Source organism: Hydrogenophaga sp. ZJX-1 (assembly GCF_048590325.1).
Classification (GTDB): Bacteria; Pseudomonadota; Gammaproteobacteria; order Burkholderiales; family Burkholderiaceae_C; genus Hydrogenophaga.
Genome location: NZ_JBMBRA010000009.1, coordinates 35,207 through 60,604, shown reverse-complemented (window position 1 = coordinate 60,604; position 25,398 = coordinate 35,207). Strand labels below are relative to the sequence as shown.

At 68.2% G+C, this 25,398-nt stretch carries 28 protein-coding genes; 14 read left to right on the top strand and 14 right to left on the bottom strand.

Going from position 1 to position 25,398, the window contains the following annotated elements; all coding sequences use genetic code 11:
- Window positions 1-403 precede the first annotated feature (403 nt).
- From ACN5W5_RS21440 to ACN5W5_RS21430, 3 genes are all read right to left on the bottom strand, one after another.
- Complete coding sequence (locus ACN5W5_RS21440) at window positions 404-829, bottom strand: BLUF domain-containing protein (protein WP_420050469.1); 426 nt, start codon at window positions 827-829, stop codon at window positions 404-406.
- A gap of 213 nt (window positions 830-1,042) precedes the next feature.
- Window positions 1,043-1,735 (bottom strand): MarC family protein, encoded by a 693-nt coding sequence (locus ACN5W5_RS21435; RefSeq protein WP_420050468.1) that lies wholly within the window; start codon window positions 1,733-1,735, stop codon window positions 1,043-1,045.
- On the bottom strand, window positions 1,732-3,282 hold the full coding sequence (locus ACN5W5_RS21430; RefSeq protein ID WP_420050467.1) for a BCCT family transporter: 1,551 nt from the start codon (window positions 3,280-3,282) through the stop codon (window positions 1,732-1,734). The genes ACN5W5_RS21435 and ACN5W5_RS21430 overlap by 4 nt, the downstream gene beginning before the upstream one ends.
- 635 nt (window positions 3,283-3,917) lie before the next feature.
- On the opposite strand from ACN5W5_RS21430, the gene ACN5W5_RS21425 reads away from it, so the two are divergent.
- Window positions 3,918-5,096, top strand: a complete 1,179-nt coding sequence (locus ACN5W5_RS21425; RefSeq protein ID WP_420050466.1) for an MFS transporter — start codon at window positions 3,918-3,920, stop codon at window positions 5,094-5,096.
- 12 nt (window positions 5,097-5,108) lie between these two features.
- On the opposite strand, the gene ACN5W5_RS21420 is transcribed toward ACN5W5_RS21425, so the two are convergent.
- Window positions 5,109-6,170, bottom strand: a complete 1,062-nt coding sequence (locus ACN5W5_RS21420; protein ID WP_420050465.1) for a DMT family transporter — start codon at window positions 6,168-6,170, stop codon at window positions 5,109-5,111.
- A 76-nt stretch (window positions 6,171-6,246) separates the two neighbouring features.
- Between ACN5W5_RS21420 and ACN5W5_RS21415 the strand changes: the two genes are divergently transcribed.
- The 5 genes from ACN5W5_RS21415 to ACN5W5_RS21395 are packed head-to-tail and all read left to right on the top strand — an operon-like array spanning window position 6,247 to window position 11,030.
- Window positions 6,247-6,879 carry a TetR/AcrR family transcriptional regulator gene (locus ACN5W5_RS21415; RefSeq protein ID WP_420050464.1) on the top strand — a complete coding sequence of 211 codons (633 nt, stop codon included), beginning with the start codon at window positions 6,247-6,249 and terminating at the stop codon, window positions 6,877-6,879.
- A complete protein-coding gene (locus tag ACN5W5_RS21410) occupies window positions 6,876-8,072 on the top strand; it encodes an efflux RND transporter periplasmic adaptor subunit (protein ID WP_420050463.1) in 1,197 nt (398 codons plus the stop codon). Before ACN5W5_RS21415 ends, ACN5W5_RS21410 begins: the two co-directional genes overlap by 4 nt.
- The gene (locus ACN5W5_RS21405) at window positions 8,069-9,259 is read left to right on the top strand and encodes an ABC transporter permease (protein ID WP_420050462.1); all 1,191 of its coding nucleotides are present in this window, start codon (window positions 8,069-8,071) and stop codon (window positions 9,257-9,259) included. Before ACN5W5_RS21410 ends, ACN5W5_RS21405 begins: the two co-directional genes overlap by 4 nt.
- 5 nt (window positions 9,260-9,264) lie before the next feature.
- On the top strand, window positions 9,265-10,014 hold the full coding sequence (locus tag ACN5W5_RS21400) for an ABC transporter ATP-binding protein (RefSeq protein WP_420050461.1): 750 nt from the start codon (window positions 9,265-9,267) through the stop codon (window positions 10,012-10,014).
- A gap of 53 nt (window positions 10,015-10,067) precedes the next feature.
- Entirely contained in the window at window positions 10,068-11,030 is a 963-nt protein-coding gene (locus ACN5W5_RS21395; protein WP_420050460.1) for an ornithine cyclodeaminase family protein, read from the top strand.
- A 3-nt stretch (window positions 11,031-11,033) separates the two neighbouring features.
- Here the strand turns inward: ACN5W5_RS21395 and ACN5W5_RS21390 are convergent, their stop codons facing one another.
- Window positions 11,034-11,537, bottom strand: coding sequence for a MarR family winged helix-turn-helix transcriptional regulator (locus tag ACN5W5_RS21390; RefSeq protein ID WP_420050459.1), 504 nt, complete (start codon window positions 11,535-11,537; stop codon window positions 11,034-11,036).
- 110 nt (window positions 11,538-11,647) lie between these two features.
- Between ACN5W5_RS21390 and ACN5W5_RS21385 the strand changes: the two genes are divergently transcribed.
- From ACN5W5_RS21385 to ACN5W5_RS21360, 6 genes are all read left to right on the top strand, one after another.
- Window positions 11,648-12,616, top strand: coding sequence for a Bug family tripartite tricarboxylate transporter substrate binding protein (locus ACN5W5_RS21385; protein ID WP_420050458.1), 969 nt, complete (start codon window positions 11,648-11,650; stop codon window positions 12,614-12,616).
- Between the two features lie 29 nt (window positions 12,617-12,645).
- Window positions 12,646-13,626, top strand: coding sequence for a Bug family tripartite tricarboxylate transporter substrate binding protein (locus ACN5W5_RS21380; protein WP_420050457.1), 981 nt, complete (start codon window positions 12,646-12,648; stop codon window positions 13,624-13,626).
- Between the two features lie 7 nt (window positions 13,627-13,633).
- Window positions 13,634-14,959 (top strand): sulfatase, encoded by a 1,326-nt coding sequence (locus ACN5W5_RS21375; RefSeq protein WP_420050456.1) that lies wholly within the window; start codon window positions 13,634-13,636, stop codon window positions 14,957-14,959.
- A gap of 182 nt (window positions 14,960-15,141) precedes the next feature.
- Entirely contained in the window at window positions 15,142-15,369 is a 228-nt protein-coding gene (locus tag ACN5W5_RS21370; protein ID WP_420050455.1) for a sulfurtransferase TusA family protein, read from the top strand.
- A 38-nt stretch (window positions 15,370-15,407) separates the two neighbouring features.
- Window positions 15,408-15,878 (top strand): sulfur carrier protein DsrE2, encoded by a 471-nt coding sequence (gene dsrE2, locus ACN5W5_RS21365; protein WP_420050454.1) that lies wholly within the window; start codon window positions 15,408-15,410, stop codon window positions 15,876-15,878.
- A gap of 101 nt (window positions 15,879-15,979) precedes the next feature.
- Window positions 15,980-17,083: a YeeE/YedE family protein gene (locus ACN5W5_RS21360; protein WP_420050453.1), complete on the top strand. Its 1,104-nt coding sequence runs from the start codon at window positions 15,980-15,982 to the stop codon at window positions 17,081-17,083.
- Between the two features lie 146 nt (window positions 17,084-17,229).
- Here the strand turns inward: ACN5W5_RS21360 and ACN5W5_RS21355 are convergent, their stop codons facing one another.
- The 9 genes from ACN5W5_RS21355 to ACN5W5_RS21315 form a co-directional block, all read right to left on the bottom strand.
- The gene (locus ACN5W5_RS21355; protein ID WP_420050452.1) at window positions 17,230-17,673 is read right to left on the bottom strand and encodes a hypothetical protein; all 444 of its coding nucleotides are present in this window, start codon (window positions 17,671-17,673) and stop codon (window positions 17,230-17,232) included.
- Window positions 17,674-17,689: 16 nt separating this feature from the next.
- A complete protein-coding gene (locus tag ACN5W5_RS21350) occupies window positions 17,690-17,908 on the bottom strand; it encodes a hypothetical protein (RefSeq protein WP_420050451.1) in 219 nt (72 codons plus the stop codon).
- 9 nt (window positions 17,909-17,917) lie between these two features.
- Entirely contained in the window at window positions 17,918-18,259 is a 342-nt protein-coding gene (locus tag ACN5W5_RS21345; RefSeq protein WP_420050450.1) for a S24 family peptidase, read from the bottom strand.
- A complete protein-coding gene (locus ACN5W5_RS21340) occupies window positions 18,256-19,755 on the bottom strand; it encodes a 2Fe-2S iron-sulfur cluster-binding protein (protein ID WP_420050449.1) in 1,500 nt (499 codons plus the stop codon). The genes ACN5W5_RS21345 and ACN5W5_RS21340 overlap by 4 nt, the downstream gene beginning before the upstream one ends.
- Window positions 19,752-20,705 carry a TauD/TfdA family dioxygenase gene (locus tag ACN5W5_RS21335; protein ID WP_420050448.1) on the bottom strand — a complete coding sequence of 318 codons (954 nt, stop codon included), beginning with the start codon at window positions 20,703-20,705 and terminating at the stop codon, window positions 19,752-19,754. The genes ACN5W5_RS21340 and ACN5W5_RS21335 overlap by 4 nt, the downstream gene beginning before the upstream one ends.
- A 2-nt stretch (window positions 20,706-20,707) precedes the next feature.
- Window positions 20,708-21,316, bottom strand: coding sequence for a hypothetical protein (locus tag ACN5W5_RS21330; protein ID WP_420050447.1), 609 nt, complete (start codon window positions 21,314-21,316; stop codon window positions 20,708-20,710).
- A 135-nt stretch (window positions 21,317-21,451) separates the two neighbouring features.
- Window positions 21,452-21,781 carry a TusE/DsrC/DsvC family sulfur relay protein gene (locus ACN5W5_RS21325; RefSeq protein WP_420050446.1) on the bottom strand — a complete coding sequence of 110 codons (330 nt, stop codon included), beginning with the start codon at window positions 21,779-21,781 and terminating at the stop codon, window positions 21,452-21,454.
- A gap of 38 nt (window positions 21,782-21,819) precedes the next feature.
- Window positions 21,820-22,440: a type I-MYXAN CRISPR-associated protein Cas6/Cmx6 gene (gene cas6 / locus ACN5W5_RS21320; RefSeq protein WP_420050445.1), complete on the bottom strand. Its 621-nt coding sequence runs from the start codon at window positions 22,438-22,440 to the stop codon at window positions 21,820-21,822.
- A complete protein-coding gene (locus tag ACN5W5_RS21315; protein ID WP_420050444.1) occupies window positions 22,437-22,664 on the bottom strand; it encodes a DUF6967 family protein in 228 nt (75 codons plus the stop codon). Before ACN5W5_RS21315 ends, cas6 begins: the two co-directional genes overlap by 4 nt.
- Window positions 22,665-22,945: 281 nt before the next feature.
- Here ACN5W5_RS21315 and dsrA point away from each other — a divergent pair, with 281 nt between their 5' ends.
- Window positions 22,946-24,244, top strand: a complete 1,299-nt coding sequence (gene dsrA / locus ACN5W5_RS21310; protein ID WP_420050443.1) for a dissimilatory-type sulfite reductase subunit alpha — start codon at window positions 22,946-22,948, stop codon at window positions 24,242-24,244.
- Between the two features lie 64 nt (window positions 24,245-24,308).
- On the top strand, window positions 24,309-25,379 hold the full coding sequence (dsrB, locus tag ACN5W5_RS21305) for a dissimilatory-type sulfite reductase subunit beta (RefSeq protein WP_420050442.1): 1,071 nt from the start codon (window positions 24,309-24,311) through the stop codon (window positions 25,377-25,379).
- Window positions 25,380-25,398 lie beyond the last annotated feature (19 nt).

Below are 25,398 nucleotides of genomic sequence, written 5' to 3'. Positions count from 1 at the left end.
GAAAACGAAAACGCGCACCGTTGCCCAAAACGAACCCTTCGACATCCTGTCCATCGACCCGCCACGGCCAGCACGGCCGGGCGCACCCGACGCCAGCCATGCGCCGGGCACGAAGGCGCATTCCATACGGCGCACGCCCTCATCGGGTTGACAAAGCTCAAAAGCTCAGGGATATGGTCGCCACCGCGGCACAAAGTGTGTATTCCTGAACACAGATGCCCGCGGGCGATTGGTGCCTCACGCCCGTTTTGACCGCAGCCAGCCGCGTTCTCGCCTCAGCCGGTCAGCAACTGCGGCAGAGCACCCCGGTGTGCCGCGGGACCAACAGCACCACAACGGCGAGCACGCGGCAATTCAAAAGCCGAAGCAGGGCGCTGCGCTGCGGCGGGAAACAAAAAGCCTGTCACACCGGGCGCAAAAAATCATCGCGCAGTTGCAGCAGGATTTTCTTGCCGTTGGAGCCCTTGCCCGCGTTGACCAGACCATCGCTCAGCACACCTTCATAGCCAGGGCGATCACGCAGCGCCGCTTCATCGGGCGAAACAAAGCCCATCGCCCAGTGATCGAAGCTGAGCGTCTGCACCGGCCCTTCCCACATCGCGTACACCTGCTGGTGCCGCGGATCGCGGCAGATGGTGGCGTACAGCGCCTCCACCTCGTCGCGCTCGCCTTCCAGCAACTGCAGGAATTCCTGCCGGTGGTACATCAGCAGCCCGGTGATGCCGTGTGCCTCGTTGTGTGCGCGCGCCTGGTCCAGCAAAGCCAGCAGCTCCGCCTGCTTCATCTCGTGCGTGGCGAGACTGACGTAAATGATTTCGTGAAGTGCCATAGGGAGAGAGCAAAAAAAATGACGGCATGGCCATGCCCAGATCCTTGTACTTGCTTCTATCGGCCGGCTTTTGCCCGAGTTGAGCCCGGCCAATTCGGTACAGCACCGCGAACTGCTTGTTCAGCGGTGTTGGTCCGGCCAGGATCAGGGTGGATGCAAAGCCTCAGCCTCGCCGACCGTCGCCCACCCAGCACGTCCCGCGAGGGGCGGGCGTCAGATCGCTGCGGCCTGGCGCATCAGCCCCAGCAGCAGCTCGCTCGCCCCATCCCACACGATCTGCACCCCCAGGCACAGCAGGATGAATGCCGACAGGCGCAGAAAGATCACCGTGCCGGCTTCGCCCAGCGGCCGCAGCAGGCGCTGCGCATAGCGGAACGCCAGGTACAGCAACACGCCCACCGCCAGCAGCGCCAGCACGCCGCCGCCCATGCGCACGAGCGAGAGCAGCGCCCGGTCGTCCTGCAACGACACGCCCACCGTGATGGCCGCCGCGATCGAACCCGGCCCGCAGCTGATCGGGAAGGTGAGCGGGTAGAACGCCTGCCGCCGCGCCATCTCGGGGGTGAACGACTCGGCCAGCTCGGTGCGGCTGTCCACCGTGGCTTGGGTGGCGGTGAGCAGGCGCCAGGCCGTGGCCGCCAGGATCAGGCCGCCGCCCACCCGCACGATCGGCAGCGAAATGCCGAAGAAGCTCAGCACATACGAACCCACCAGCATCGAGCCCAGCATCAACCCGAACATGTTGCGCGCGATGCGCCGCGCCAGCAGTGCCCGGGTGCTGGCCGACGCACCCTCGGTGAGCCCGAGAAAAATCGGCGCTGTGGCCGCCGGGTTCAGGATCGGCAGCAGTGCCGCGAAGACGAAGAGAAAGCTCTTGCCCAGCGCCAGCAGCAGTTCGATCGTCATGTGTGCTGGACGCCGCGCTCAGGGGCGGGCGCGTGGTCCACCATGTCGCGCATGCGCCGGCGCATCACCCGGTCGCGCCGCTGCTCCTCGTTCCAGTCCTCGCGCACGCCGCGCCACAGCGCCAGTGCCATGAGCAGGATCACCAGCGTGAACGGCAGCGCAAACACGATCGTCGCCGTCTGCACCGCCTTCACGCCGCCGGCCAGCAGCAGGCTGATGGCAATGCCCGAGACCAGCAGACCCCAGACGATCTTCACCCGCGCACCGGGGTTTTCATGGCCACCCGTGCTCATCATGCCCAGCACCAGCGTGGCCGAGTCGCCCGAGGTCACGAAGAACACCAGCACCAGCACCGTGGCCACGCCGCTCATCAGCCCGCCCATGGGCAGGTGGTCGAACATGGCGAACAGGCCGGTGGACACATCGGCGCTCACCGCCTCGGCGATCGGCAGTCCCTGCATGATCTGCAGGTGCAGCGCCGTGCCGCCGAACACCGAGAACCACACGAACGCCGCCAGCGTGGGCGCCAGCACCGTGCCCAGCAGGAACTCGCGGATGGTCCGGCCGCGCGAGACGCGCGCGATGAACAGGCCCACGAACGGCGACCAGCTCACCCACCAGGCCCAGTAAAACACCGTCCAGCCGCCCACCCAGCCGCTGTCCCGGAAGGGCGTCATGCGCAGGCTCATGCGCACGAAGTCGCTCAGGTAGCTGCCCAGCGTGTTGGTGAACGTGTCGATGATCGCCACCGTCGGCCCGACCAGAAACACCGCCAGCGCGAGCAGGCCCGCCACGATCAGGTTGAAGGTCGAGAGCCACTTGATGCCCCTGGTCACCCCGGTCACGGCCGAGGTCAGGAACAGCACCGTCGTCACCAGGATGATCGCCACCTGCGAGGTGCTGTTCACCGGCAGCCCCATCACCGAGGCCAGACCGCTGTTGATCTGCAGCGCCCCCATGCCCAGCGACGCCGCCACGCCAAAGGCCGTGGCGATCACCGCCAGCACGTTCACCACCGGGCCCAGCTTCTTCATCGGGGCCCAGGGCAGGGCCTCCACCGCCGTGCTCACCAGCGCCGAGCCGCCCCGGCGGAACTGGAAGAACGCAATCGCCAGCGCCACGATGCTGTACACCGCCCAGGGGTGCAGCCCCCAGTGGAAAAAGCTGTAGCGCATGGCCGCGTTGGCGGCCTCCGGCGTGTGGGCGGCAATGCCCGGGGACGGCGCGCCGTAGTGCGAGATCGGCTCGGCCACGCCCCAGAACACCAGGCCAATGCCCATGCCCGCGGCAAACAGCATGGCGAACCAGGCCCCGATGGAAAACTCCGGCTCGTCGTCCTCGCCGCCGAGCTTGAGGTCGCCATAGCGGCTGACCGCCAGGATCAGCGCCATCACCACCAGGCCCAGCACCACCCACAGGTAGAACCAGCCGAAGTTGCGCGTGATGCTCGCCAGCGCGGTGTCGAAGACCACGCCCAGTGAAGCCGGGGCGACAACGCCCCACAGAACCATGGCCAGGATCAAACCGGCCGACACGATGAGTTGCATGAGATGCCTCCTCCAGGAAAAGGTCGTCCCGCTCGGCTGCGCAGGAAAAAAAAGGTACTCCGCCGCTCAGGTGCGAGCCTGGGCGATGCGGGTACCGGCGCAGCCGGGGAATCAAGCCAGAAGACGGCGGCGGCCCGGTCCGATGTAACGGTGAATCCCGGCCCGCCGGGCCCATGCAGGGCGCTTCAGGGGGTGGCAGCGGCGCCAGGAAAAGCGCGCTGTGCCGGGGCTGTCAGCAAGGACCGGCACCGCCAGCGCAAGTGTGTGCGCCGGCCATGCCGTCATGAACGAAGGCGACATTGTGCCCGCATGAGCCGCACCGTGTGAGCCCGCGCTCACATACCCAGGCGGCGGGCGCGGAGATGCTTCCCTCAACGGGCCACGGACCACCTGGCCATCTGCCGCAGCAACTGCGCTGATTCCGTCTCAGCTGGTCGTCGGCGGCTTCGGCTTCGATGCTGTCGTGGGCACTTGCATAAGGCCGTCGACCAAGGTTTGGGGGTCCGGCTTTTCAGGCCGCAGGATCGTCCGCTGGCGGGCCCACCCGACCGGGGATACCGCTGGCATGATCTTGGCGGTGAAGGACGTGCTTGCGTTCCTGCCCCGTGCCAACAGACCGTCCGATCCCATTTGCCATGAACAAGCCCCTTGTTTCCGCACCCCGTCTGCCCACCGCCATCTGGGTGCTGGGCTTCGTGAGCCTGCTGATGGACATTTCGTCCGAGATGGTGCACAGCCTGCTGCCGCTGTTCATGGTGGGCACACTGGGCGCGAGCGCCCTGGTGGTCGGGCTGGTCGAGGGGCTGGCCGAGGCGACCGCACTGATCGTCAAGGTGTTCTCGGGTGTGCTGAGCGACTGGTGGGGGAAACGCAAGTGGCTGGCGGTGTTCGGCTACGCCCTGGGCGCGCTGACCAAGCCGCTGTTCGCGCTGGCGCCGGGCATCGGCACCGTGCTGACGGCGCGCCTGCTCGACCGCGTGGGCAAGGGCGTGCGCGGTGCGCCGCGCGATGCGCTGGTGGCCGACATCGCGCCACCCGACATGCGCGGCGCGGCCTTCGGCCTGCGGCAGTCGCTCGACACGGTGGGCGCATTTCTCGGCCCGCTGCTGGCGGTGGGCCTGATGCTGCTCTGGGCCAACGACTTCCGGGCGGTGTTCTGGGTGGCGGTGGTGCCGGGGCTGCTGGCGGTGGCGCTGCTGATGGCGGGCGTGCGCGAACCCGAACGGCCCGCGGGTGAACGGCGCAGCAACCCGATCCGGCGCGAGAACCTGCGCCGCCTGGGCGGCGCCTACTGGTGGGTGGTGGGCCTGGGCGCGGTGTTCACGCTGGCGCGCTTCAGCGAAGCGTTTCTGGTGCTGCGCGCCGAGCAGAGCGGGGTGCCGCTGGCCCTGGTCCCACTGGTGATGGTGGCGATGAACCTGGTGTACGCGGCGTCGGCCTACCCCTTTGGCCGCCTGTCGGACAGCATGGACCACCGCACGTTGCTGGCGCTGGGCCTGGTGGTGCTGATCGCGGCCGATCTGGTGCTGGCGGTCAACGCCCACTGGGTCACGGTGCTGGCCGGCGTGGCCTTGTGGGGTGTGCACATGGGCATGACGCAGGGCCTGCTGGCGACCATGGTGGCCGACACGGCGCCGGCCGATCTGCGCGGCACGGCCTACGGTTTCTTCAACCTGGTCAGCGGTGTGGCCCTCCTGCTGTCCAGCGCCATCGCCGGCCTGCTGTGGGACCAGCTGGGAGCGTCGTTCACCTTCTACGCGGGGGCCGCGTTCAGCGGCCTGGCCTTGCTGGGGCTGGCACTGCGGCGGCGCTGAGCGGCGGCCCGCTCAGTGCGGGTGCCGGTGGTGCACGTCGGGCGCGTGCGGGTGGCTGTGCTGCAGCGAGCCGTGGTGGTGCGCGTGGCTGTGCGGGCCGGCCGGCATGGGACTGTGGCTGTGCAGGTGGTGGCCGTCGTCGTGGGTGTGGGCGTGTTCGTGGTCGAGCACCTCATGGCGGTGTTCGTGGGCGTGGTTTTCGGCCAGGTGCAGCACGATGCCGACGGCCATGAGCAGACCGCCCAGCAACATGAGCGCGCTGCCCGAGCGCTCGCCCAGGGCAAAGGCACCGAGGGCGCCCACGAAGGGCGCAAACGCGAACACCGAGCCGGTGCGCGCGGCGCCAAAGCGGCGCTGCGCGAGCAGGTAGAAACGCAGGCTGAGCCCGTAGCCGGTGGCGCCCACGGCCAGCAGCGCCAACGTGGCCCACAGCGTGGGCAGCGATTCGCCCCAGGCCAGCGCCAGCGCGCCGGTGACGCTGGCGCCCAGCGCGGTCTTCGCGAGCACGACCTGCCCGGGGTCGCGCTCGGCCACACCGCGCGAGAGCGTGTTGTCCACGCCCCAGGCGACGGTGGCCACGGCCACGGCGAGCAGGCCGAGCAGCTGCACCTGGCCCGAGAGGCCCTGGTCGATCACCAGCAGGGCGCCACCGGCCAGCAGCAGCGCCACGGCGGTCTTGACCCGCCCGTCCAGCACCTCGCCATACCAGCGCCAGGCCAGCACGGCCGTGAACACGGCTTCGAGCGTGAGCAGCAGCGAGGCGCTGGCACCGCTGGTGCGCTGCAGGCCCCAGGCCAGCGCCACCGGGCCGACCACCGCGCCCGCCGCCACCATGGCCAGCAGGCGCGGTGCGTCGCTGCGGCGCAGCGGCGCTTCGGATGCCGCGGCGCGGCGCTGGAACAGGGCCACCAGCGCCGCGCCGGCGTAGAGCAGCGCGGCGGTGCTGAACGGACCGAGGCCCTGGCCGAAACGCTGCACCAGCGGCGTGCTCAGGCCAAACAGGGCAGCGGCCAGCAAGGCGAGCAGGCCACCGCGGAGGGAGGGGTTCCCGGAGGTGGGGTTGTGGTGCGGCATGGCCCGGATGGTAGACGCCGGCAGCGTCGGATTCTTCGCTTGAATATAAGTAATCACTCAATTACATTAATTGCCCATGCCCACCAAACAATCCACCCACACCCGCCAGGCCGAACTGGTGGCCGCTGCGCTGGCGCTGGCCGCCGAGCGCAGCCCGGCCGAGGTGACCACCGCTGCGCTGGCGCAGGCGGTGGGCATCACGCAGGGTGCGGTGTTCCGCCATTTCGAGAGCAAGGAAGCGATCTGGCTGGCGGTGATCGACTTCGCGCACCAGGACCTGCTGGCCCGCCTGCACGCGGCGGCCGCCACGCAGACGCAGCCGCTGGCGGCGCTGCGCGCGGTGTTCATGGCGCACGTGGATTTCGTGGTCGAGCAGCCGGGCGTGCCACGGGTGATTTTTCAGGAGTTGCAGCACCCCGAGGACACGCCGCTCAAGGCGCGCGTGCGCGGGCTGATGCAGGCCTACCGCACGCTGCTCACCGGCCTGCTGCAGCGGGCGCAGACGGCGCGGCTGCTGGCGCCGGGCACCGACCTGCAGGCGGCGGCGGTGCTGTTCATCGGCTCGGTGCAGGGGCTGGTGATGCAGTCGCTGCTGAGTGGCCAGGTGGGCGCGATGCACACTTTGGCGCCGGCCGTGTTCAAACTTTTTCAACAAGCCATTGCCGCGCCGCCCACCCGGGCCCGGCGCACCCAGGAGACCACCGCATGAAGATGAACCCCCAACTCTCGCGCCGGCTGCTGCTGGGCGGTCTGGCCGTGATGCTGCTGGCGGCGCTGGCCTGGGTGGCGCTGCGCACCGGGCCGCTGGCACCCACCAAGGTGCAGGTGACCGAGGTGAAAAAAGGCAGCGTGAGCACGGCCATCTTCGGCATTGGCCAGGTGGAGGCGCAGCGCAGCTGGATGGTCGGGCCGACGGTGGCCGGGCGCGTGCGGAGCGTGCAGGTGGACGTGGGCCAGACGGTGCAACCGGGCCAGTCCCTGGCCGAGATGGACCCGGTGGACCTGGACCAGCGGCTGGCGGCACTGGACGCCTCACTCGCCCGCGCGCAGAGCACGCAGCAGGCGGCGGGCGCGCAGGTGAGCGACGCGCAGGCGCGGCGCGCGCTGGCGGCGGCGAACCTGAAACGCAACGAAGACCTGGCGCGTCAGAACTTCATCAGCGCCGGGGCGCTGGAAGCGCGCTCGCAAGAGATGGCCTCGGCCAACGCGGGCGTGGCGGCGGCGCAGGCCAACCTGGGCGGCAGCGCACAAGACATCACCCGCTTGCGCGCCGAACGTGCGGCGCTGGCGCAGCAGCGCGGCAACCTCAAGCTGGTGGCGCCCGCCGCGGCGGTGGTGACCGCGCGCGACGCCGAAGCCGGCACCACGGTGGTGGCGGGCCAGGCGGTGCTGCGGCTGATGGACCCGGCCAGCCTGTGGGTGAAGCTGCGCGTGGACCAGGGCCGGTCCGCCGGGCTGGCGCCGGGTCTGGCGGCGCGCATCACGCTGCGTTCGCGTCCCGGCGAAGCACTGGCCGGCAAGGTGGTGCGCGTGGAGCCGCTGGCCGACAGCGTGACCGAGGAGCGGCTGGCGATGGTGGCGTTTGATGCGCTGCCCGCAGGCGTGTCGGTGGGCGAGATGGCCGAGGTGACTTTGCAGTTGCCGGCCACGGCCGAGAGCCTGCTGCTGCCGAACGCGGCGGTGGTGCAGCACGAGGGCCAGACCGGCGTGTGGCGGCTGATGAACGGTGAGCTGGCCTTCGCGCCGGTGACGCTGGGCGTGCAGGGCCTGGACGGCACGGTGCAGGTAATCACCGGCCTCGATGAAGGCGACACGGTGGTGCGGTACAGCCAGACCGCGCTGAAAGCCAACGCACGCATCGCGGTGGTGGAGCAGCTGCTGCCCGCGGGAGCCAAAAAGTGATCAGCCTGGCGGGTCGCGACATCCTGCACGGCTGGAGCAAGTACGTGCTGACCGGGCTGGGCCTGGGGCTGCTGATTGGCGTGACGCTGACGATGGCCGGTGTGTACCGCGGCATGGTGGACGACGCGCACGCGCTGCTCGCCAACAGCCGCGCCGACCTGTGGGTGGTGCAGAAAGACACGCAGGGACCCTACGCCGAATCGTCGAGCATCAAGGACGACGTGGTGCGCAGCGTGCGCGGCATGCCGGGCGTGGCCGCGGCGGCCAACGTGGCCTACCTGACCATGCAGGTGCAGAAAGGCGGGCGGGACCAGCGGGTGATGGTGGTGGGCATGGAACCGGGCATGCCCGGCGCGCCGGGCTACCTGGTGGCGGGCCGTCACATCACGCGCAGCCACTACGAGGCCGTGGCCGATGTGAAGACCGGCTTTGCGCTGGGCGAGACGGTGCGCATCCGCCGCCACGACTACACCGTGGTGGGGTTGACGCGGCGCATGGTGTCGTCGGGCGGCGACCCGATGCTGTTCGTGCCGATGAAGGATGCGCAGGAAACCCAGTTCCTGAAGGACAACGACGCCATCGTCAACGACCGCGCGCGCACCGCCGCCAACCCGGCCTTCAACCGCCCGGGCAGCCCCGGCCTGCTGGAGGCGGTGCAGGCCCTGCAGACCAGCAGCCGCAATGTGAACGCGGTGCTGGTGCAGGTCGCGCCGGGGTTCAACCCCGAGCAGGTGGCCGGGCCGATCCGCCGCTGGAAGCACCTGAACGTGTTCACCCGTGACCAGATGGAGGACATCCTGGTGGTGAAGCTGATCGCCAACTCGGCGAAGCAGATCGGCATGTTCCTCGTGATCCTGGCCATCGTGAGCGCGGCCATCGTGGCCTTCATCATCTACACCATGACCATGGGCAAGCTGCGCGAGATCGCGGTGCTCAAGCTCATCGGCACGCGCGACCGCACCATCGCCGGCATGATCCTGCAACAGGCGCTGGGCCTGGGCCTGATCGGTTTTGCGGTGGGCAAGGTGGCGGCCACGGTGTGGGGACCGGCGTTCCCCAAATACGTGCTGCTGCTGCCGGGCGACGCGGTCACCGGCCTGATCGTCACCTTGATCATCTGCGCGCTGGCCAGCACGCTGGCGATCCGCGTGGCGCTCAAGGTGGACCCCGGCGCAGCGATCGGATGAACAACATGAACAACCCCATGCACACCGCAGCCCTGGGCGGCATCCTGATCGAAGGCCTGCGCAAGGTCTATGGACACGGCGACACGGCCGTGGAGGCGCTGAAACACGTGAACATGCAGGTGGCACCCGGCGAGGTGGTGGGCCTGGTCGGGCCTTCGGGCTCGGGCAAGAGCACGCTGCTCAAATGCCTGGGCGCGATCATCGAACCCACCAGCGGCAAGATGACGCTGGGCAACGAAGTGATCTACGACAACGGCTGGAAAGTGAAAGACCTGCGCGCGCTGCGGCGCGACCGCATCGGCTTCGTGTTCCAGGCGCCGTACCTCATCCCCTTTCTGGACGTGACGGACAACGTGGCGCTGCTGCCGATGCTGGCGGGTCTGCCCAACGCACCATCGCGCGAGCGGGCGCTGGAGCTGCTGACGGCGCTGGACGTGCAGCACCGCGCCAGGGCCGAGCCCTCGCAGCTCTCGGGCGGCGAGCAGCAGCGCGTGTCGATTGCGCGGGCGCTGGCCAACAAACCGCCCGTGATCCTGGCCGACGAACCCACCGCGCCGCTGGACAGCGAGCGCGCGCTCGCCGTGATGCGCATCCTCAACCAGATGGCGCGTCAGGCGCAAACAGCGATCATCGTGGTGACGCACGACGAGAAGATCATCCCGACCTTCAAACGCATTTACCACATCCGCGACGGGCAGACGGTGGAAGAAGCCGGCGAAGGCCGCGCGCTGGAAGAGGAAGGCGCCCGCGCCTGACCGGTGTGCAGGGCGCACCGATGAGCAACCCGGCCGGGCGCTACCATCGCAGCATGCAATTCTTTGATTCCAGAACCACGCGCGCTGCCCTGCCCTTTGACCGCCTGATCGCCACGCTGCGCGAGCGCTTCGCGGGCGGCAGCGAAGTGCCGCCCCGCCATGTGCACGAGATCACCAGCCCGGCCGGCGAAGGCGCGGGCGACCTCGCCAGCCGGCGCATGACCTCGCTGATCATGCCGGCCTGGCTGCCCGGCAAGTACTACGGCGTGAAGATCGTCAACATCGCGCCCGGCAACGCCAAACGCGGCCTGCCCGGCCTGCACAGCAGCTACCTGCTGTTCGACGCGCGCACCGGTGTGCCGCTGGCGCAGGTGGACGGCGACGAGATCACGCAACGCCGCACGGCGGCGGCTTCGGCGCTGGCGGCGTCCTACCTGGCGCGCGCCGACGCCAAGCACCTGCTGGTGGTGGGCGCGGGCCGCGTGGCGCAGCTGCTGCCCGCCGCCTTCCGCGCGGTGCGCCCGATCGAACGCGTGACGGTGTGGGCGCGCCGCCCCGCCGAGGCGCAGGCCATGGCCGCGCGGGTGCGCGAGGCGGGTCTGCCAGCCTTTGCCAGCACCGACCTGGCCGCCGCCTGCGGCGAGGCCGACATCGTGAGCTGCGCGACACTGTCCACCGAGCCGCTGGTGCGCGGCGCCTGGCTCGCACCGGGCTCGCACCTGGACCTGATCGGTGGTTTCACGCCCGCCATGCGCGAGGCCGACGACGCCTGCTTCGAGGACGCCCGCGTATTCGTCGACACCGACGAGGCGCTACAGAAAAGCGGCGACCTGCTGGTGCCGATGCAGCACGGCGTGTTGCGCGCCGACGATGTGCGCGGCACGCTGACCACGCTGTCCAAGGGCGTGGCCACCGGCCGCAAGACCGAGCAGGAGCGCACGGTGTTCAAGTCGGTCGGCACGGCGCTGGAAGACCTGGCCGCGGCGGTGCTGGTCTACGAATCAACGCAGGGCTGAACCTCAGTCGCCGCTGTCCAGCGGTGCCAGCGGTACTTTCGACGCCGCCAGCATGCGGCCGGCCTGCGCCTGCAAGGCCTCGATCACCTCGTCGAGTTGCTGGCGCTGCAGCGCCGTGAGGCTGGACACCAGTTCACGGTTAATCGCCATCACGCGCGGCAGGATCTGCCCGTACACGCGCCGGCCTTCGTCGGTCAGGAACACGTGCACCTCGCGCCGGTCGGACGGACGGGGCTGGCGCGTGACCAGTTTCTTGGCCGCCAGCGAGGTGAGCGCACGCGAGGTGCGGGCACGGTCCAGCATGGCGTGCTCGGCCAGCACGGAAGACAACACGCCTTCGTGCTCGTTCAGCACCGACAGCACGCGCCACTCGCGCCGCGTGATGCCGAATTCGCTCTCGCACAGCTGCACCACCAGCCGGCCGGCGGTGCTCTGGATGCGGTGGAGCCGGTACAGCAGCAGATCGCCCTGCCGCTGCGGATCGCTGACCCGGTCGGAAAGATGCATGGTCACAGTCTCAGGGAAAACACCGGGAATGATTGATTTCTGCAATTGATTGTGAATGCCTAGCATGCGGCTCTACAGCGGGAAAACACCGCCCAACCCCGGAGACAACCATGTTCAGACGCACCCTCGTGGCCAGCACGCTGGCCCTCGCCGCGACCGCCGCCCTGCTGCCCGCCCAGGCACAGACCCCCGAAAAACCCCCGTTGAAGATCGTGGTGGGCTTCCCGCCCGGCGGCTCGGCCGACCTGCTGGCGCGACTCATGGCCGAGGGGCTGAAGAACGATTTCTCTTCGGTGATCGTGGAGAACAAACCCGGCGCAGGCGGGCGCATCGCGCTCGGCCACGTCAAGCGCGCCCCGGCCGACGGCCAGACCGTGGTGCTGCTGCCGAGCGGGCCGATGGTGCTGTTCCCGCACGTCTACAAGAAGCTGGACTACGACGCGGTGACGGACTTCACGCCGATCTCGCTGCTGGCGCATTTCCAGTTCAGCGTGGTGGCCGGTCCGGCATCGGGCGCGAAGAACGTGGCCGAGATGCTGGCCAAGGCCAAGGCGGCGCCGGGCAAGAGCACCTACGGCACACCCGGCCAGGGCACGCTGCCGCACTTCATGGGCGTGATGTTCGGCCAGAAGGCGAACGCCGAGCTGACGCACGTGCCGTTCCAGGGCGGAGGCCCCGCCAACACCGCGCTGCTGGGCGGGCACATCGACTACAAGTTCGACGTGGTGACCGAAACCGCCGAGCTGCACCGCGCGGGCAAGGTGCGCATCATCGGCGTGACCGGCACCCAGCGCGATCCGCAGGTGCCCGAGGTGCCCACGCTCAAGGAACAGGGCGTGGACATGGAAGCCACCGCCTGGTTCGCCATGTACGGACCGGCCGGACTGAAGCCCGAGGTGCGCGACATGCTGAGCGCCGCCGTCGCCAAGGCCGTGCGCACGCCTGCACTGAAAGCCAGGCTGCTGGAACAGGGCTACGAACCGGTGGGCTCCACGCCCGCCGAGCTGGCCGCTGCCCAGAAAACCGACCTGCAGCGCTGGGCCGGCCCGATCAAGGCCACCGGCATCCAGCTGGACTGAACCGCCTGCAAATCTGAGAAGAGACCCGCATGACCATGAACCGCATCCGTCGCCACACCCTGGCCGCCCTGGCCTGCGCCGCCGTCGCCGCCTTCGGCACTTCCGCCGCCCTGGCCCAAACCTGGCCGTCCAGGCCCGTCACCTTCGTCAACAATTTCCCGCCCGGCGGGCCGTCGGATTTGTTGGCGCGCTCGGTGGCCGCCGTGCTGGCGGAAACGCTCAAACAGCCCTTCGTGGTGGAAAACAAGGCCGGTGCCGGTGGCAACGTCGGTGCGGCCGCCGTGGCCAAAGCCGCGCCCGATGGCCACACGGTGCTGTTCGGCATCGATACCGCGTTCACCGTGAACCCGCACCTCTACGCGAGCATGCCCTTCAAGCCCGACGATCTCAAGCCGGTGATCATCATGGCCTCTTCGGGCCTGCTGATCGGCGTCAACCCGGGCACGGGCATCAAGAGCTTTGGTGACCTGCTCGCCCAGGGGCGCGCCAGGACCCTGAACTTCAGCTCCGGCGGCAACGGCAGCCCCGGTCACCTGGCCGCCGCCGTGCTGGGCAGCAGCACACCCGTCAAGACCACCCACATTCCGTACCGTGGCAACACGCCCGCCGTGACCGCCGTGCTCAGCGGCGAGGTGGACGGCGGCATCCTGGCCACGCCGGGCATGCTGCCGCATGTGCAGAGCGGCAAGATCACGCCCCTGGCGGTGACCAGCGCCCAGCGTTCGCAACTGGCGCCGCAACTGCCCACCGTTGCCGAGCTGGGTCTGAAGGCGCTGGAAACCCAGGTGCTGTACCTCGTGATGGTGCCGGCCGCCACGCCCGACGCCGTGGTTCAGACGCTGTCCAGGGGCATCGCCGAGGCATTGCAGCGTCCCGACGTGAAGGAGCGCCTGAAAAACCTGGACCTGTTTTTCGAAGGGCTGACGGGCGCTGCCGCGACCCAGCGTCTGACCGGCATGAACGCGCGCTACGGCGAGATCGTGCGCAACACCGGCATGAAAGCGAACTGAGCGATTCATGAAACGCCCCAACATCATCTACATCGTCAGCGACGACCTGGGCTATGCCGACCTCGGCTGCTACGGCGGCCGCGAAGGGCCGGACGGCCCGGTGTCGCCGAACATCGACGCGCTCGCCGCCGGTGGCCTGAAGCTCACCGAGGGCTACGCCAACTCGCCGGTGTGTTCGCCCACGCGTTTTGCCATGATCACCATGCGCTACCAGTACCGCCTGCGCGGCGCGCTGGAAGAGCCCATCAACAGCCGCAGCAAGGGCAGCGCCACGCTGGGCCTGCCGCCCGAGATGCCCACCCTGCCCTCGTTGCTGAAGGACGCGGGCTACCGCACCGCGCTGATCGGCAAATGGCACCTGGGCTACCCGCCGCACTTCGGTCCGCTGCGCTCGGGCTACGAAGAATTTTTCGGCATCATGGCCGGCGGCGTGGACTACTTCACCCACTGCTCGTCCAGCGGCGACCACGACCTGTACATCGGCGAAGACACCCACAAGGAAGTGGGCTACCTGACCGACGTGTTCTCCAACAAGGCGGTGGAGCATGTGAAGGCCCGAGCCGACGAGGCGAGAAGCGGGACGCCCTTCTTCCTGAGCCTGCACTACACCGCGCCGCACTGGCCCTGGGAGACACGCGACGACGCGCACGTGGCGCCCGAAGTGGCGGCCAACCTGTTCCATCTGGACGGCGGCAACGTGAACGCCTACCGCCGCATGATCCACCACATGGACGAAGGCATCGGCTGGATCACGGCTGCACTGCGCGAAGAAGGCCTGCTGGAGAACACGCTGATCGTCTTCACCAGCGACAACGGCGGCGAACGCTTTTCGGACAACTGGCCGCTGGTGGGCGGCAAGATGGACCTGACCGAAGGCGGCATCCGCGTGCCCTGGGTCGCGCACTGGCCCGCGGCCATCCCCGCCGGCAGCGTGAGCGCGCAACACGCCATGACCATGGACTGGTCGGCCACCCTGCTCGCGCTCGGTGATGGCCAGCCGCACCCGGCGTACCCGCTCGACGGTGTCTCGCTCGAAGCCCTGCTGCGCGATCCGGCACAGCGTTTCGAGCGGCCGATGCACTGGCGCATGAACCACCGGGGCCAGCGCGCGCTGCGCGAGGGCGACTGGAAGTACCTGATGGTGGATGGCCACGAGTACCTGTTCAACATCCCGGCCGACGCACGCGAGCGCGCCAACCTCGCCAGGCGCGAGCCCGGGCGGCTCGCGCGCATGCGCGAACAGTGGCTGGCCTGGGACGCGACCATGCCGCCGATCCCGCCCGACGCAACGGTGAGTCTGGGCTACGGCGCGAAAGACATGCCCCAGCGCTGAGGCCCCTCCGCCAGCACGCAGTCTGCGTGCTGGCCCCGACCCGTGGCACCACGGGGAAAACCACATCACCCATATGGGCTACCCGTCATCACCCTTTGCGGTGATAGACGGGCCGAGCGTCCTCTTGAAGAATCAAGCTCCATGCGGTGCCCAAAGGCCGTCAAAAAACACTGGAGACAATGATGGATTTCAACAAGGAATTTGACGCCTCTGGCCTGGCCTGCCCGATGCCGATCGTCAAGACCAAGAAGGCGCTGGCCGACATGGTCAGCGGTCAGATCCTGCGCGTGGTGGCGACCGACCCCGGCTCGGTGTGCGACATGGCCGCGTTTGCCGAACAGACGGGCAATGCCCTGCTCGAACAGAGCAGCGAAAACAGCAAGTTCGTGTTCTACCTCAAGAAGGCCTGAACCCCTCGCGCCTTTTCACCACGCCGGAGACACGCAACGTGGCAAGCAAAAAAATGGCGTTGATCGCCACCAAGGGCACGCTGGACATGGCCTACCCGCCGTTCATCCTGGCGTCCACAGCAGCGTCGCTGGGTTGGGACGTGCAAATCTTCTTCACCTTCTACGGCCTGCAACTGCTGCGCAAGAGCCTCGATGGCGTGCAGATCAGCCCGCTGGCGAACCCCGCCATGCCGATGCCGGTGCCCATGCCGGTGATGGTGCAGATGCTGCCGGGCATGGAAGCGATGGCCACGATGATGATGAAGAAAAAGATGAAGTCCAAAGGTGTGGCTTCGCTGCAGGAGCTGCGCGACGTTTGCCTGGAGGTTGACGTCAAGTTCGTTGCCTGCCAGATGACGGTGGACCTGTTTGAGTTCGAGACCAGCGAATTCATCGACAACGTCGAATACGGCGGCGCCGCGACTTTCATGAAGTTCGCCGGTGAATCGGACGTCTGCCTGTTCATCTGACCGTCCCCTGCCGGCAAGGCGACCAACACGGCGCGGTGGTTGCCCGCTACCGCCAAGCGCTGCCGCGGCCGGTGATCTTTGCCTGAAATGGAGTCCTGCACATGAGCGAAGGAATGAACCCGTCGATGCTGGTGGTCTGGGGCGGTTTTGTCCTGGCCTTCATTTTTGGCGTGGTCGCCAACAAGACCAATTTCTGCACCATGGGCGCGATCTCGGACGTGGTCAACATGGCGCACTGGGGGCGCATGCGCATGTGGCTGCTGACCATCGCCGTGGCGATGATCGGGGCCAACCTGCTCTATTACTTCGGCCAGATCGACCTGTCCAGATCGGTCTACCAGCGGCCCATGCTGCCCTGGCTGTCGCTGCTGCTGGGCGGCGCCCTGTTCGGCGTGGGCATGACGATCGCCGCCGGCTGCACCAACAAGAACCTGGTGCGCGTGGGTGGGGGCAGCCTGCGCTCGGTGGTGGTGCTGACGGTGCTGGCGATCTCGGCCTACATGACGCTCAAGGGCCTGTTTGGCCAGTGGCGCACCAGCTTCCTCGACCCGGTCGCTGTGGACCTGTCGCAATGGGGCTTCAGCGCCCAGGGCCTGCCGCAGGTGCTGGCCAAACTGACGGGGCTGCCGGACAAGACGGCGCTGCTGGTCACGCTGAGCGTGGTGGGGCTGGGCCTGCTGGTGTTCGTGTTCAAGGACAAGCGCTTCCGCAGCAACCCGTCGCACGTGTTCGGCGCGGTGGTGCTGGGCCTGCTGGTCGTGGCGGCCTGGTACCTGACCGGCCATCTCGGCTACGGCGAAGACCCCGAAACCATGGAGACGGTGTACTTCGCCACCAACACCCGCACGCTGGAGTCCATGAGCTTCGTCGCCCCGGTGGCCTACAACCTGGAGATGCTGATGCTGTGGACCGACAAGTCGCTGCGCATGACCTTTGGCATTGCCTCGGCCATCGGCGTGGTGCTCGGCTCGTTCGCCTACGCCGTCAGCACGCGGCAGTTTCGCTGGGAAGGTTTTGCCTCGATGGAGGACCTGCGCACCCAGCTCATCGGCGCGGTGCTGATGGGCTTTGGTGGTGTCACGGCGATGGGCTGCACGATCGGGCAGGGCCTGTCGGGTATCTCCACACTGGCCATCGGGTCCTTCCTGGCGCTGACGGGCATTGTGGGCGGGGCCGTGGCCACGATGAAGTGGCAGCAGCGCTGAATCCAGCGTGCCCCCGAGCGTCCCGCGCCTCTTGAGTCAGGCGCGGACCGGGGCTCCGCCGCTGCGCGGGTCGCTGCCCCCCGAGGGGGCTGACCTTGCTCGGGGCGGCCCTTCGCTGCGGTCGTTCATCCCCACGCTCCGCCGCTTCACGCGTCTGGCGCCGAGGCGCGCCGCCGCGGTTGCCAGGCCACGATCTGCGCGACGATGTGCTCCCAGGGCAGTTGCACCAGACTGCCATGTTCCACCTGGGCCTGCATCACCAGGCGGTGCACATCGGGTTGCGGGGCGTCCAGCACCTGCTGCAGTCCTCGCAGGCCCCCGCAGTGCAGGCGCATGACGGTGCCGTGGGTGAGCGGCGCGCCCGGTGGCAGCTTCAGCGGAAAGGTGGCCCGCTCCACAAACAGGCGCTCCAGCGTTTCACAGTTCAGGTGGGCCGGGGCCTGGCCGCAAGCCAGCACCTCGCGCTCTGCCACGGAGTGCCGCACCGCCAGCTCGCACACGGCCTGACGCGCCAGCAACGCCGCCTTGAACACACAGGGCAGGCGGTTGACCTCGGCCTGGGTGCGGCGGTAGGCGGCCTCGTCGACCATGACCGGCCCCGTGTGGCTATTCTTCGCCCGGGTGCCCGGGTTCGCGCACCTGGCACAGCAGCTCTTCGGCCTGCCATTCGTTCTCCGCAAAGATCACCTTCACCTTGTCGGAGGAGTCGGTCGGCAGCGCGGCGCGCAGCGCCTTGGCCTGTCCGGAGGCTGCGGCGAAGGCGCCGTGCTCTTCCAGTTTGTCGAGCTGGCCGAAGGGTTTGACGCGGTAGATGTAGTACGGCACAGCGGTTCCTCAGACGTAGCGTTTGCTGGCGCGGCGCCGACCGGGCAGCGCCTTCTGGATGATCACGCCGCGCACGGCCGCCAGATCCGGCAACGGCCGGTCGGTGAAGGCCGGGTTCAGCGCGTGCAGCGTCCAGCCGTTCGCCCGCTGGCAAAGCTGACGGAAGATCCACTCGCCGCCGTGCTGGGCCAGCACGAAACTGCCGTCGCGCAGCAGGCCATCGGGTTCGATGAGGATGATCTCGCCCTCCATGAACTCGGGCTCCATGCTGGTGCCGAGCACGCGCAGGGCAAAGACTTCGCTTCCGCTGCAGGCGGATGCCGCGGGCATGTCATCGAGCTGAGCCGTCATGCCATCTCCCCAACCGGCTCGGCCAGCATCAGGGCATGGATCTGCGCCGCCGGCACGCCGGCAGCACGCAGCTCGGCGTCGAGCGATTGCACGAAGGCCGCCGGTCCGGCGAGGTAGAAGTCGCAGTCGATCTCGAACAGATCGGCGCGCATGGCCTGCGCCAGTTGCAGCGCGCCAAAGGTCACATCGGGCTCGGCCAGCAACTCGTATTCGAACGGGTCCAGGGCTTCCGACCAGGCGCGGCACTGGTTGGTCAGGAAGTGCCCATCGGGCCGCGTGGCGAGCCAGAACAGCGAAAGCGAGGGCGCGTTGTCGAGCGCCAGGGCGTGTTCGATCAGGCTCTTGACCGGCGCAAAGCCGGTGTCGCAGGCGGCGAAGACCAGCGGCCGGGCGCTGTCGGCCAGCACGAAGTCCCCCACCGGTCCCCACACCGTGACGCTGTCGCCGGCCTGGATGCCGTCGGAAAACAGCTGGCGCGCAAACGGGTCCTGTGCATGGCGCTCGATGAAGAAGTGCAGGTTGCGGTCATCGCACGGGCAGCTGGCGATGGGGTAGAGGGCGTGCGCGTCGCTGCCGTCCGCGCGGTTCAGGCCCAGCGTGACCGACTGGCCCGCCAGAAAGCGCAGGCGGTGACTGCGTGGCGTCTGCAGGTGCAACAGGCGCGTGCCGGGCGCGAGCTGCGTGACGGCACGCACGGTGGTCACGATCTGCTGCTGCGGGATGTCTTGCGGGCCGCTGGCCTCCAGCAGCTCCAGCGTCAGCTCGCTGCTGGCCGCGGTGTGGGCACACGCCAGCGTATAGCCCTGGGCGCGCTCGGCTTCGGACAGCGGGTAGTCACAAGGCTGGGTGCGCGTCACCTCGCCCGAGATCACGCGCACCTTGCACATGCCGCAGGTGCCGTTGCCGCAGCCGTAGTTGAGCTTGAGCCCGGCGAGCAGGCCGGCCTGCAACAGGGAGGCGTGCCCTTCGACACAGAACTGGTGGCCGCTGGGGCGCACCGTCACCTGGGCTGTCATCACTTTGAGCATGTCGTCCATCACCGTGAGCAGGTCGGCCTGTTCGGTCGCGAGCGCCTGCGCCAGACCCTGGTCGACAAAATCCTGCAGCTCCGACAGCGCCAGCGGCGTGGCACCGTCGTCCTGCAGGGCATGGATGCGCGCCTGCAACGCAATGACCAGCGCGTGGTAGCGCTGCAGCCAGCGCCGCACGTCGGCCAGCTCCTGCGTCTGGTGGAACAGCCGCTGCGCCAGCACCTCCTGGCTGGGCAGCAGGCGCTCGCGCAAGCGCCTGCCAAAGGCCTCGTCGCGGATGTGCGCCACCCGCTCCAGCAGGCCGGTCTCTTCGAGCTGCACGCCGGGGTAGAGCCGCAGCAGCTCGTCGGTGGACACCAGGCCTTCGGTCAGCACCAGCGCGCCCGAGCGCACCTGCTGCTGCAGCGTGCCCCGCGACACGCCCACGAGCTGGGCCGCCCGCCAGATGGTCAGCCAGTGGCTCACAGCTGGAGCTCCGCCAGCGCCCCTTGCGGCGCGCGGTGATCGGCCGTGGGCGGCGCGGCGACGCGGTCGAGGTAGCGCGCGCGGTACAGCAGGCGCGGGCGCTGCGGGTCGTCGGTGAAGGCGCTGCGTTCGTGCGGCACGTTGTTGCAGACCAGGCCCATGCCCGGTTGCAGCAGCAGGCGAAAGATCCACGGCGCGTCGCTGGACAGCAACTGCTCCAGGAAGGCGACCGCCGCGCGTGTGTCGGGTTCGTCCTTCCAGGCGATGCTGCGCGTGCGCGCGGTGTAGCGCATGTGCAGCGCGGGGTCGCCGTCCAGGCCCGGCAACACGCTGAACACCGGGCCGCTCTGCGCGGGGCGGGCCACGCCGTGGTCGTCGGCCCGCTCGGGGATGGTCATGGCGTCGGGCGCCATGAGCGCGTGCACCCAGGCGGGATTGGCGTCGCGCAGCGCGATGTAGAGCCGGTCATGGTCCACCAGTCCGCTGAGGCCGCCAAAGCCTGCCGCGCGCACGCAATGCAGCACCATGCCTTCGATGCGGCGCGAGAGCGGGTGGTAGTAACCGTCGGTGTGCCAGCGGATGGGTTTGTCGGTGTAGGGGATGAAGTCGGGGCGGGCGCCAGGCCGCTGTGTGGACACCGCGATCGGCGAGATGCCGTCTTCATCGGCCAGCCAGTTGGCGTCGAGCCGGTGCAGGCCGAGCTGTGCCCCGAGCAGGCGCGGCAGCGATTTGTCTTCTTCGATCACCGGACTGCGGTAGACCACCATGTTGGCGCGCGCGCAGGTGTGCAGCAGCGCCGCGCGCTCGTCCACCCTCAGGCAGCGCGGGTCGGCCACGTCGACGATCAGGTCTTCCACCCTCTGCGGCATGGCGGCCAGCCGGGCGGCGCGCCACTGCGCATACGCCTGCGGCTGGTCGAGGTCGAACGGATTGGGTGTGCTGGCTGCCATGTCTAGTCTCCGCTCATCGAGGCGCGGCGTTTGGGGCGAGGCTCGGTGGACAGCGCGCCCTGCATGCCCCGGCGCACCATCTCCAGCGCCTCCGGTACCTCATAGGCCATCAGCTGGTCCTTGACCCAGTGCCGGTCCTTCGCGGGCAGCACGGCCTCGACGCGGCTGCCCAGGTAGCGCACGAAGCCAAAGTCCGGCCCGTCGGGGCCGTGTCCGAAGTCGGCATAGGCCTCGCCAAGCTGATTGCAGAAGTCGATGAACTGGTTGCGCCAGCTGTCCGCGCCTTCGGGCGGATGGCCCAGCCATTCCTGCTCGCTCTCCTCCAGGATTTCGGCCACGCGGCGCACCAGCGCACCGGTGAATGCCGCGCGCTGTTCGGCGTCCATGCGTTCGAACGCCATGCGGTCCACCACCTGGAGCAGAAAGCCCAGGATCTCGCGCATGAAGGCGAAGTACTGCGGGCCGACGTCGATGTCGAACCGGGCCTCGCGCATCTGCTTCACCATGTTCTGCGTCACGCGCCAGACGATGAAGGCCACGACGCTCGCGGTCTCCTTCGCGGACTTCGGTCGCCCGTTGTCAAACCACTGGTTCTTGATGCGCAGGGCCATGTTCAAGCAGGCGCCAAGAGTCTCACCCGTGGTGCAGTGCCCCAGCCGGGAAACGCCGTGGAACGGGCTTTGCCCGGCCACTGGCGTTGTCCCCCTTGGGGGGAAGGCGGCGAAGCTGACGCAGGGGGGGTCATTTCAATACCCGCCCTTGCCGAGTGGCTGGGGAAGCCCGGCCACTTTCGCCGCCTGCTTGGCCGGCCCGAGCGGAAACAGGTCGTACAGGTACTTGCTGTCCACGCCCTGGCGGATCTCGCCGTAGCCCTTGAGCATGTTGCGGAAGTTGGGCGTGTGGCCGTGCTCACGGTACTGGTCGCGCATGTAGTTGATGACTTCCCAGTGCTCGGCCGTCAGCACGATGCCGTCGGCCGCCGCGATCACCTGCACCACCTCTTCGCTGTAGTCGGGTTCGAGCAGATAGCCCTCGGCATCGGTTTCGATTTCAACGCCATTGATCTGGTAGCCCATGCTGGTGTCTCCGTGTTGTGGGGGTTGAAGGAAGTGAACTATTCGCCGACCGCCGCGGCCGACTTGTGCGGCACGAAAATGCCGCAACCCAGCAGGCGGTGGCGACCGAGTCCAAGCTCCTGCAGCCGCAGCGAATCGCTCGCGGTGAGGCCGTGCAGCATCAGGCTGAAGGTGGTCAGCGCGCCCGCGGGCCAGTCGCGCTGCTGGCGCTTGCCGCAGACCACCTGCGAACGCACGGCCAGCGTCTGCAGTTCGTCGTTCATGGCCTGCATGAAGGCAATCTCGTCGTCCCCATCCGCGGCCACCGCATACGCGTACAGGGTGCGGTGCGGCAGCAGCTCGCGCGGGTGCGGGTGGCCCAGGGTCACCGTCTGTTCACCGATCTGCAGGGTGCGCCCGGCGAGTTCGGTGGCGGCGCCAATGCGCTCGCGCGGCAGCCGCAGCAGCAGGCGCGTGCGCTGCGACAGCAGGGCGTCCGGGTCGGTGCCGGGCACCAGCTTGAGCGGGTGGATGCCGGCCAGCGGCTCTTCGGCCAGCCACGTCATTTCACGCTCCAGAGCGGCCCGCAAGGCGGGCGCGGCATCGCGCGGCAGGCTGTGCCCTTCCAGCGGAAAGACCATGTCGACCAGGGTGGCCAGCAGCGGTTCGTCCGGACTCATGAGGCCTCCGCCCTGCTGGCTTGTTCCCGCGCCCAGCGCAGCAGCGCCTGGCCCCAGTGCTCGGCGGTCTGGGGGTCGATGTCGAAGATTGTGAAGCGGCTGCCTTCGCGGATGCGGGTGCGCAGCAGGCTCATGCCGCCGCCGTCGTGGTCGTGCTGCTGCAGCTCGATCTCCTGTCCACCGAGGGGCACCCGGAATCGGTCTAGCGGGGTGATCTGGCTCATGTCTCCGTCACTCTTGGGGCCGACGCCGACGGGCGGGCATCGGCCGTTTCTGGGTTCATGCGCTATTGGCGCAATTCCGGGGCCGGCAGTCTATAGCCGGGACGGGTGGGACCGCATAACCCATCTGGGTAGTCCCGCCTAGCCAACGAGGGGGATAGCAAGAAGGCCACCCCGGCTCCTACGATGCACCCCACACCGGAAGACGGGCCGAAAGAGCCCCCGCAATGCCCACGATGCGAGACCGCCGTTGTCACAAACGGCACCCCGACAGGAGACATGACATGGCCAAGAAAATGCACGACACGCCGATGCTCGACGAGCTCGAGAGCGGCCCCTGGCCCAGCTTCGTGACCGGCCTCAAGCGGCTGGCCGGCGAGAAGGACTACATGGTTGACCTCATGGGTCAGCTCGAAACCTCCTACCGCACCCGCAAGGGCTACTGGAAGGGCGGCACGGTGGGTGTGTTCGGCTATGGCGGCGGTGTGATCCCGCGCTTCACCGAACTCAAGGACGCCGACGGCAAGCCCCAGTTCCCCGACGCCGCCGAGTTCCACACGCTGCGCGTGCAGCCGCCTCCCGGCATGCACTACGACACCGACGTGCTGCGCAAGATGTGCGACATCTGGGAGCGCCACGGCTCGGGCCTGATCGCCTTCCACGGCCAGTCGGGCGACATCATGTTCCAGGGCGCCAGGACCGACAAGGTGCAGGACGCCTTCGACGAACTCAACGAACTCGGCTTCGACCTCGGCGGCGCCGGTCCGGCCGTGCGCACCTCGATGAGCTGCGTCGGCGCGGCGCGCTGCGAGCAGAGCTGCTACGACGAGGCCAAGGCCCACCGCCAGGTGCTCAACACCTTCCTGGACGACATCCACCGCCCGGCGCTGCCCTACAAGTTCAAGTTCAAGTTCTCGGGCTGCTCCAACGACTGCATGAACTCGATCCAGCGCTCCGACATGGCCGTCATCGGCACGTGGCGCGACAACATGCGCACCGACGAAACCCTGGCGCGCAAGTGGTTCGACAAACACGGCATGAACGAGCTGGTGAACGACGTCATCAACCGTTGCCCGACCAAGACCATCCTGCTCAAGGAGGTCAAGGACGTGGCCCAGGGCCCGAAGATCTCGAGCGTGAAGATCAACGACACGCAGTGCCTGGAGATCGACAACGGCAACTGCGTGCGCTGCATGCACTGCATCAACGTCATGACCGGCGCGCTGGCCCATGGCACCGACACCGGCGCCACGATCCTGGTCGGCGGCAAACGCACGCTCAAGATCGGTGACCTGATGGGCACGGTGGTGGTGCCCTTCATGCCGCTCAAGACCGAAGAGGACTACAAGGGCCTGGTCCAGCTGGCGCAGAAGATCATCGATTTCTTCGCCGAGAACGCGCTCGAACACGAGCGCACCGGCGAGATGATCGAGCGCATCGGCCTGGTCAATTTCCTCGAAGGCATCGAGCTGGAGGTGGACCCCAACATGGTGTCCACCCCGCGCACCAACCCCTACGTGCGCACCGACGACTGGGACGAAGAAGCCGCCAAGTACATGGCGCGCAAGCAGGCTGCGGCCTGAGCGGCGCAGCGCTCTCTTTTCCCGCCCGATTTCTTCTCAACCGTCCAACCCGGGAAGGCAACCCATGGCCCAAATGCGTACCCCCATCGAGAGCGGCGTGCCGGACAACAAGCAGTACCTGCATCCGACCCTGCTCAAGAATTACGGCAACTGGCGCTACCACGACCGGCCGCGGCCCGGCGTGCTGCACCACGTCTCGCACAGCGGCGACGAGGTCTGGTCGGTGCGCGCCGGCACCCAGCGCCAGATGGACGTGCACACGATCCGCAAGCTCTGCGACATCGCCGACACCTACGCCGAGGGCCATGTGCGCTTCACCATCCGCTCGAACATCGAGTTCATGGTGGCCGACCCGAACAAGGTGGCGCCGCTGATCTCGGCCCTCACCGAAAGCGGCTTCCCGGTGGGTGGCACCGGCAATTCGGTGTCGATGATCGCGCACACCCAGGGCTGGCTGCACTGCGACATCCCGGGCACCGACGCCTCGGGCGCGGTGAAGGCCCTGATGGACGAGCTCTACACCGAGTTCATCCGCGAGGACATGCCCAACCGCGTGCACCTGTCCACCAGCTGCTGCGAGATCAACTGCGGTGGCCAGGCCGACATCGCGATCGTGATCCAGCACACCAAGCCACCCAAGATCAACCACGACCTGGTGGCCAATGCCTGCGAACGCCCGGCGGTGGTGGCGCGCTGCCCGGTGGCCGCGATCCGTCCGGCGCTGGTCAACGGCAAACCTTCGCTGGAGGTGGACGAGAAGAAATGCATCTGCTGCGGCGCCTGCTTCCCGCCCTGCCCGCCGATGCAGATCAACGACCCGGAGCACTCCAAATTCGCCATCTGGGTCGGTGGCAAGAACTCCAACGCGCGCGGCAAGCCGACCTTCATGAAGATGGTCGCCTCGGGCATCCCGAACAACCCGCCGCGCTGGCCCGAGGTGTCGGAGATCGTCAAGAAGATCCTCTACACCTACAAGGCCGACGCCCGCCCTTGGGAGCGCCTGTCGGACTGGGTGGAACGCATCGGCTGGCCCAACTTCTTCGAGAAATGCGAGTTGCCGTTCACCAAGTACCTGATCGACGACTGGCGCGGTTCGCGCTCCAGCCTGAACGCATCGACCCACATCCGTTTCTGACCAACGCCCGCGGACCCAG

What these genes read in the sequence shown, in the direction of transcription:
- ACN5W5_RS21440 (WP_420050469.1), bottom strand. Translation starts at nt 829, where the DNA reads ATGGCACTTCACGAAATCATTTACGTCAGTCTCGCCACGCACGAGATG.
- ACN5W5_RS21435 (WP_420050468.1), bottom strand. Translation starts at nt 1,735, where the DNA reads ATGACGATCGAACTGCTGCTGGCGCTGGGCAAGAGCTTTCTCTTCGTC.
- ACN5W5_RS21430 (WP_420050467.1), bottom strand. Translation starts at nt 3,282, where the DNA reads ATGCAACTCATCGTGTCGGCCGGTTTGATCCTGGCCATGGTTCTGTGG.
- ACN5W5_RS21425 (WP_420050466.1), top strand. Translation starts at nt 3,918, where the DNA reads ATGAACAAGCCCCTTGTTTCCGCACCCCGTCTGCCCACCGCCATCTGG.
- ACN5W5_RS21420 (WP_420050465.1), bottom strand. Translation starts at nt 6,170, where the DNA reads ATGCCGCACCACAACCCCACCTCCGGGAACCCCTCCCTCCGCGGTGGC.
- ACN5W5_RS21415 (WP_420050464.1), top strand. Translation starts at nt 6,247, where the DNA reads ATGCCCACCAAACAATCCACCCACACCCGCCAGGCCGAACTGGTGGCC.
- ACN5W5_RS21410 (WP_420050463.1), top strand. Translation starts at nt 6,876, where the DNA reads ATGAAGATGAACCCCCAACTCTCGCGCCGGCTGCTGCTGGGCGGTCTG.
- ACN5W5_RS21400 (WP_420050461.1), top strand. Translation starts at nt 9,265, where the DNA reads ATGAACAACCCCATGCACACCGCAGCCCTGGGCGGCATCCTGATCGAA.
- ACN5W5_RS21395 (WP_420050460.1), top strand. Translation starts at nt 10,068, where the DNA reads ATGCAATTCTTTGATTCCAGAACCACGCGCGCTGCCCTGCCCTTTGAC.
- ACN5W5_RS21390 (WP_420050459.1), bottom strand. Translation starts at nt 11,537, where the DNA reads ATGCATCTTTCCGACCGGGTCAGCGATCCGCAGCGGCAGGGCGATCTG.
- ACN5W5_RS21385 (WP_420050458.1), top strand. Translation starts at nt 11,648, where the DNA reads ATGTTCAGACGCACCCTCGTGGCCAGCACGCTGGCCCTCGCCGCGACC.
- ACN5W5_RS21380 (WP_420050457.1), top strand. Translation starts at nt 12,646, where the DNA reads ATGACCATGAACCGCATCCGTCGCCACACCCTGGCCGCCCTGGCCTGC.
- ACN5W5_RS21375 (WP_420050456.1), top strand. Translation starts at nt 13,634, where the DNA reads ATGAAACGCCCCAACATCATCTACATCGTCAGCGACGACCTGGGCTAT.
- ACN5W5_RS21370 (WP_420050455.1), top strand. Translation starts at nt 15,142, where the DNA reads ATGGATTTCAACAAGGAATTTGACGCCTCTGGCCTGGCCTGCCCGATG.
- ACN5W5_RS21360 (WP_420050453.1), top strand. Translation starts at nt 15,980, where the DNA reads ATGAGCGAAGGAATGAACCCGTCGATGCTGGTGGTCTGGGGCGGTTTT.
- ACN5W5_RS21355 (WP_420050452.1), bottom strand. Translation starts at nt 17,673, where the DNA reads ATGGTCGACGAGGCCGCCTACCGCCGCACCCAGGCCGAGGTCAACCGC.
- ACN5W5_RS21345 (WP_420050450.1), bottom strand. Translation starts at nt 18,259, where the DNA reads ATGACGGCTCAGCTCGATGACATGCCCGCGGCATCCGCCTGCAGCGGA.
- ACN5W5_RS21335 (WP_420050448.1), bottom strand. Translation starts at nt 20,705, where the DNA reads ATGGCAGCCAGCACACCCAATCCGTTCGACCTCGACCAGCCGCAGGCG.
- ACN5W5_RS21330 (WP_420050447.1), bottom strand. Translation starts at nt 21,316, where the DNA reads ATGGCCCTGCGCATCAAGAACCAGTGGTTTGACAACGGGCGACCGAAG.
- ACN5W5_RS21325 (WP_420050446.1), bottom strand. Translation starts at nt 21,781, where the DNA reads ATGGGCTACCAGATCAATGGCGTTGAAATCGAAACCGATGCCGAGGGC.
- cas6 (WP_420050445.1), bottom strand. Translation starts at nt 22,440, where the DNA reads ATGAGTCCGGACGAACCGCTGCTGGCCACCCTGGTCGACATGGTCTTT.
- ACN5W5_RS21315 (WP_420050444.1), bottom strand. Translation starts at nt 22,664, where the DNA reads ATGAGCCAGATCACCCCGCTAGACCGATTCCGGGTGCCCCTCGGTGGA.
- dsrA (WP_420050443.1), top strand. Translation starts at nt 22,946, where the DNA reads ATGGCCAAGAAAATGCACGACACGCCGATGCTCGACGAGCTCGAGAGC.
- dsrB (WP_420050442.1), top strand. Translation starts at nt 24,309, where the DNA reads ATGGCCCAAATGCGTACCCCCATCGAGAGCGGCGTGCCGGACAACAAG.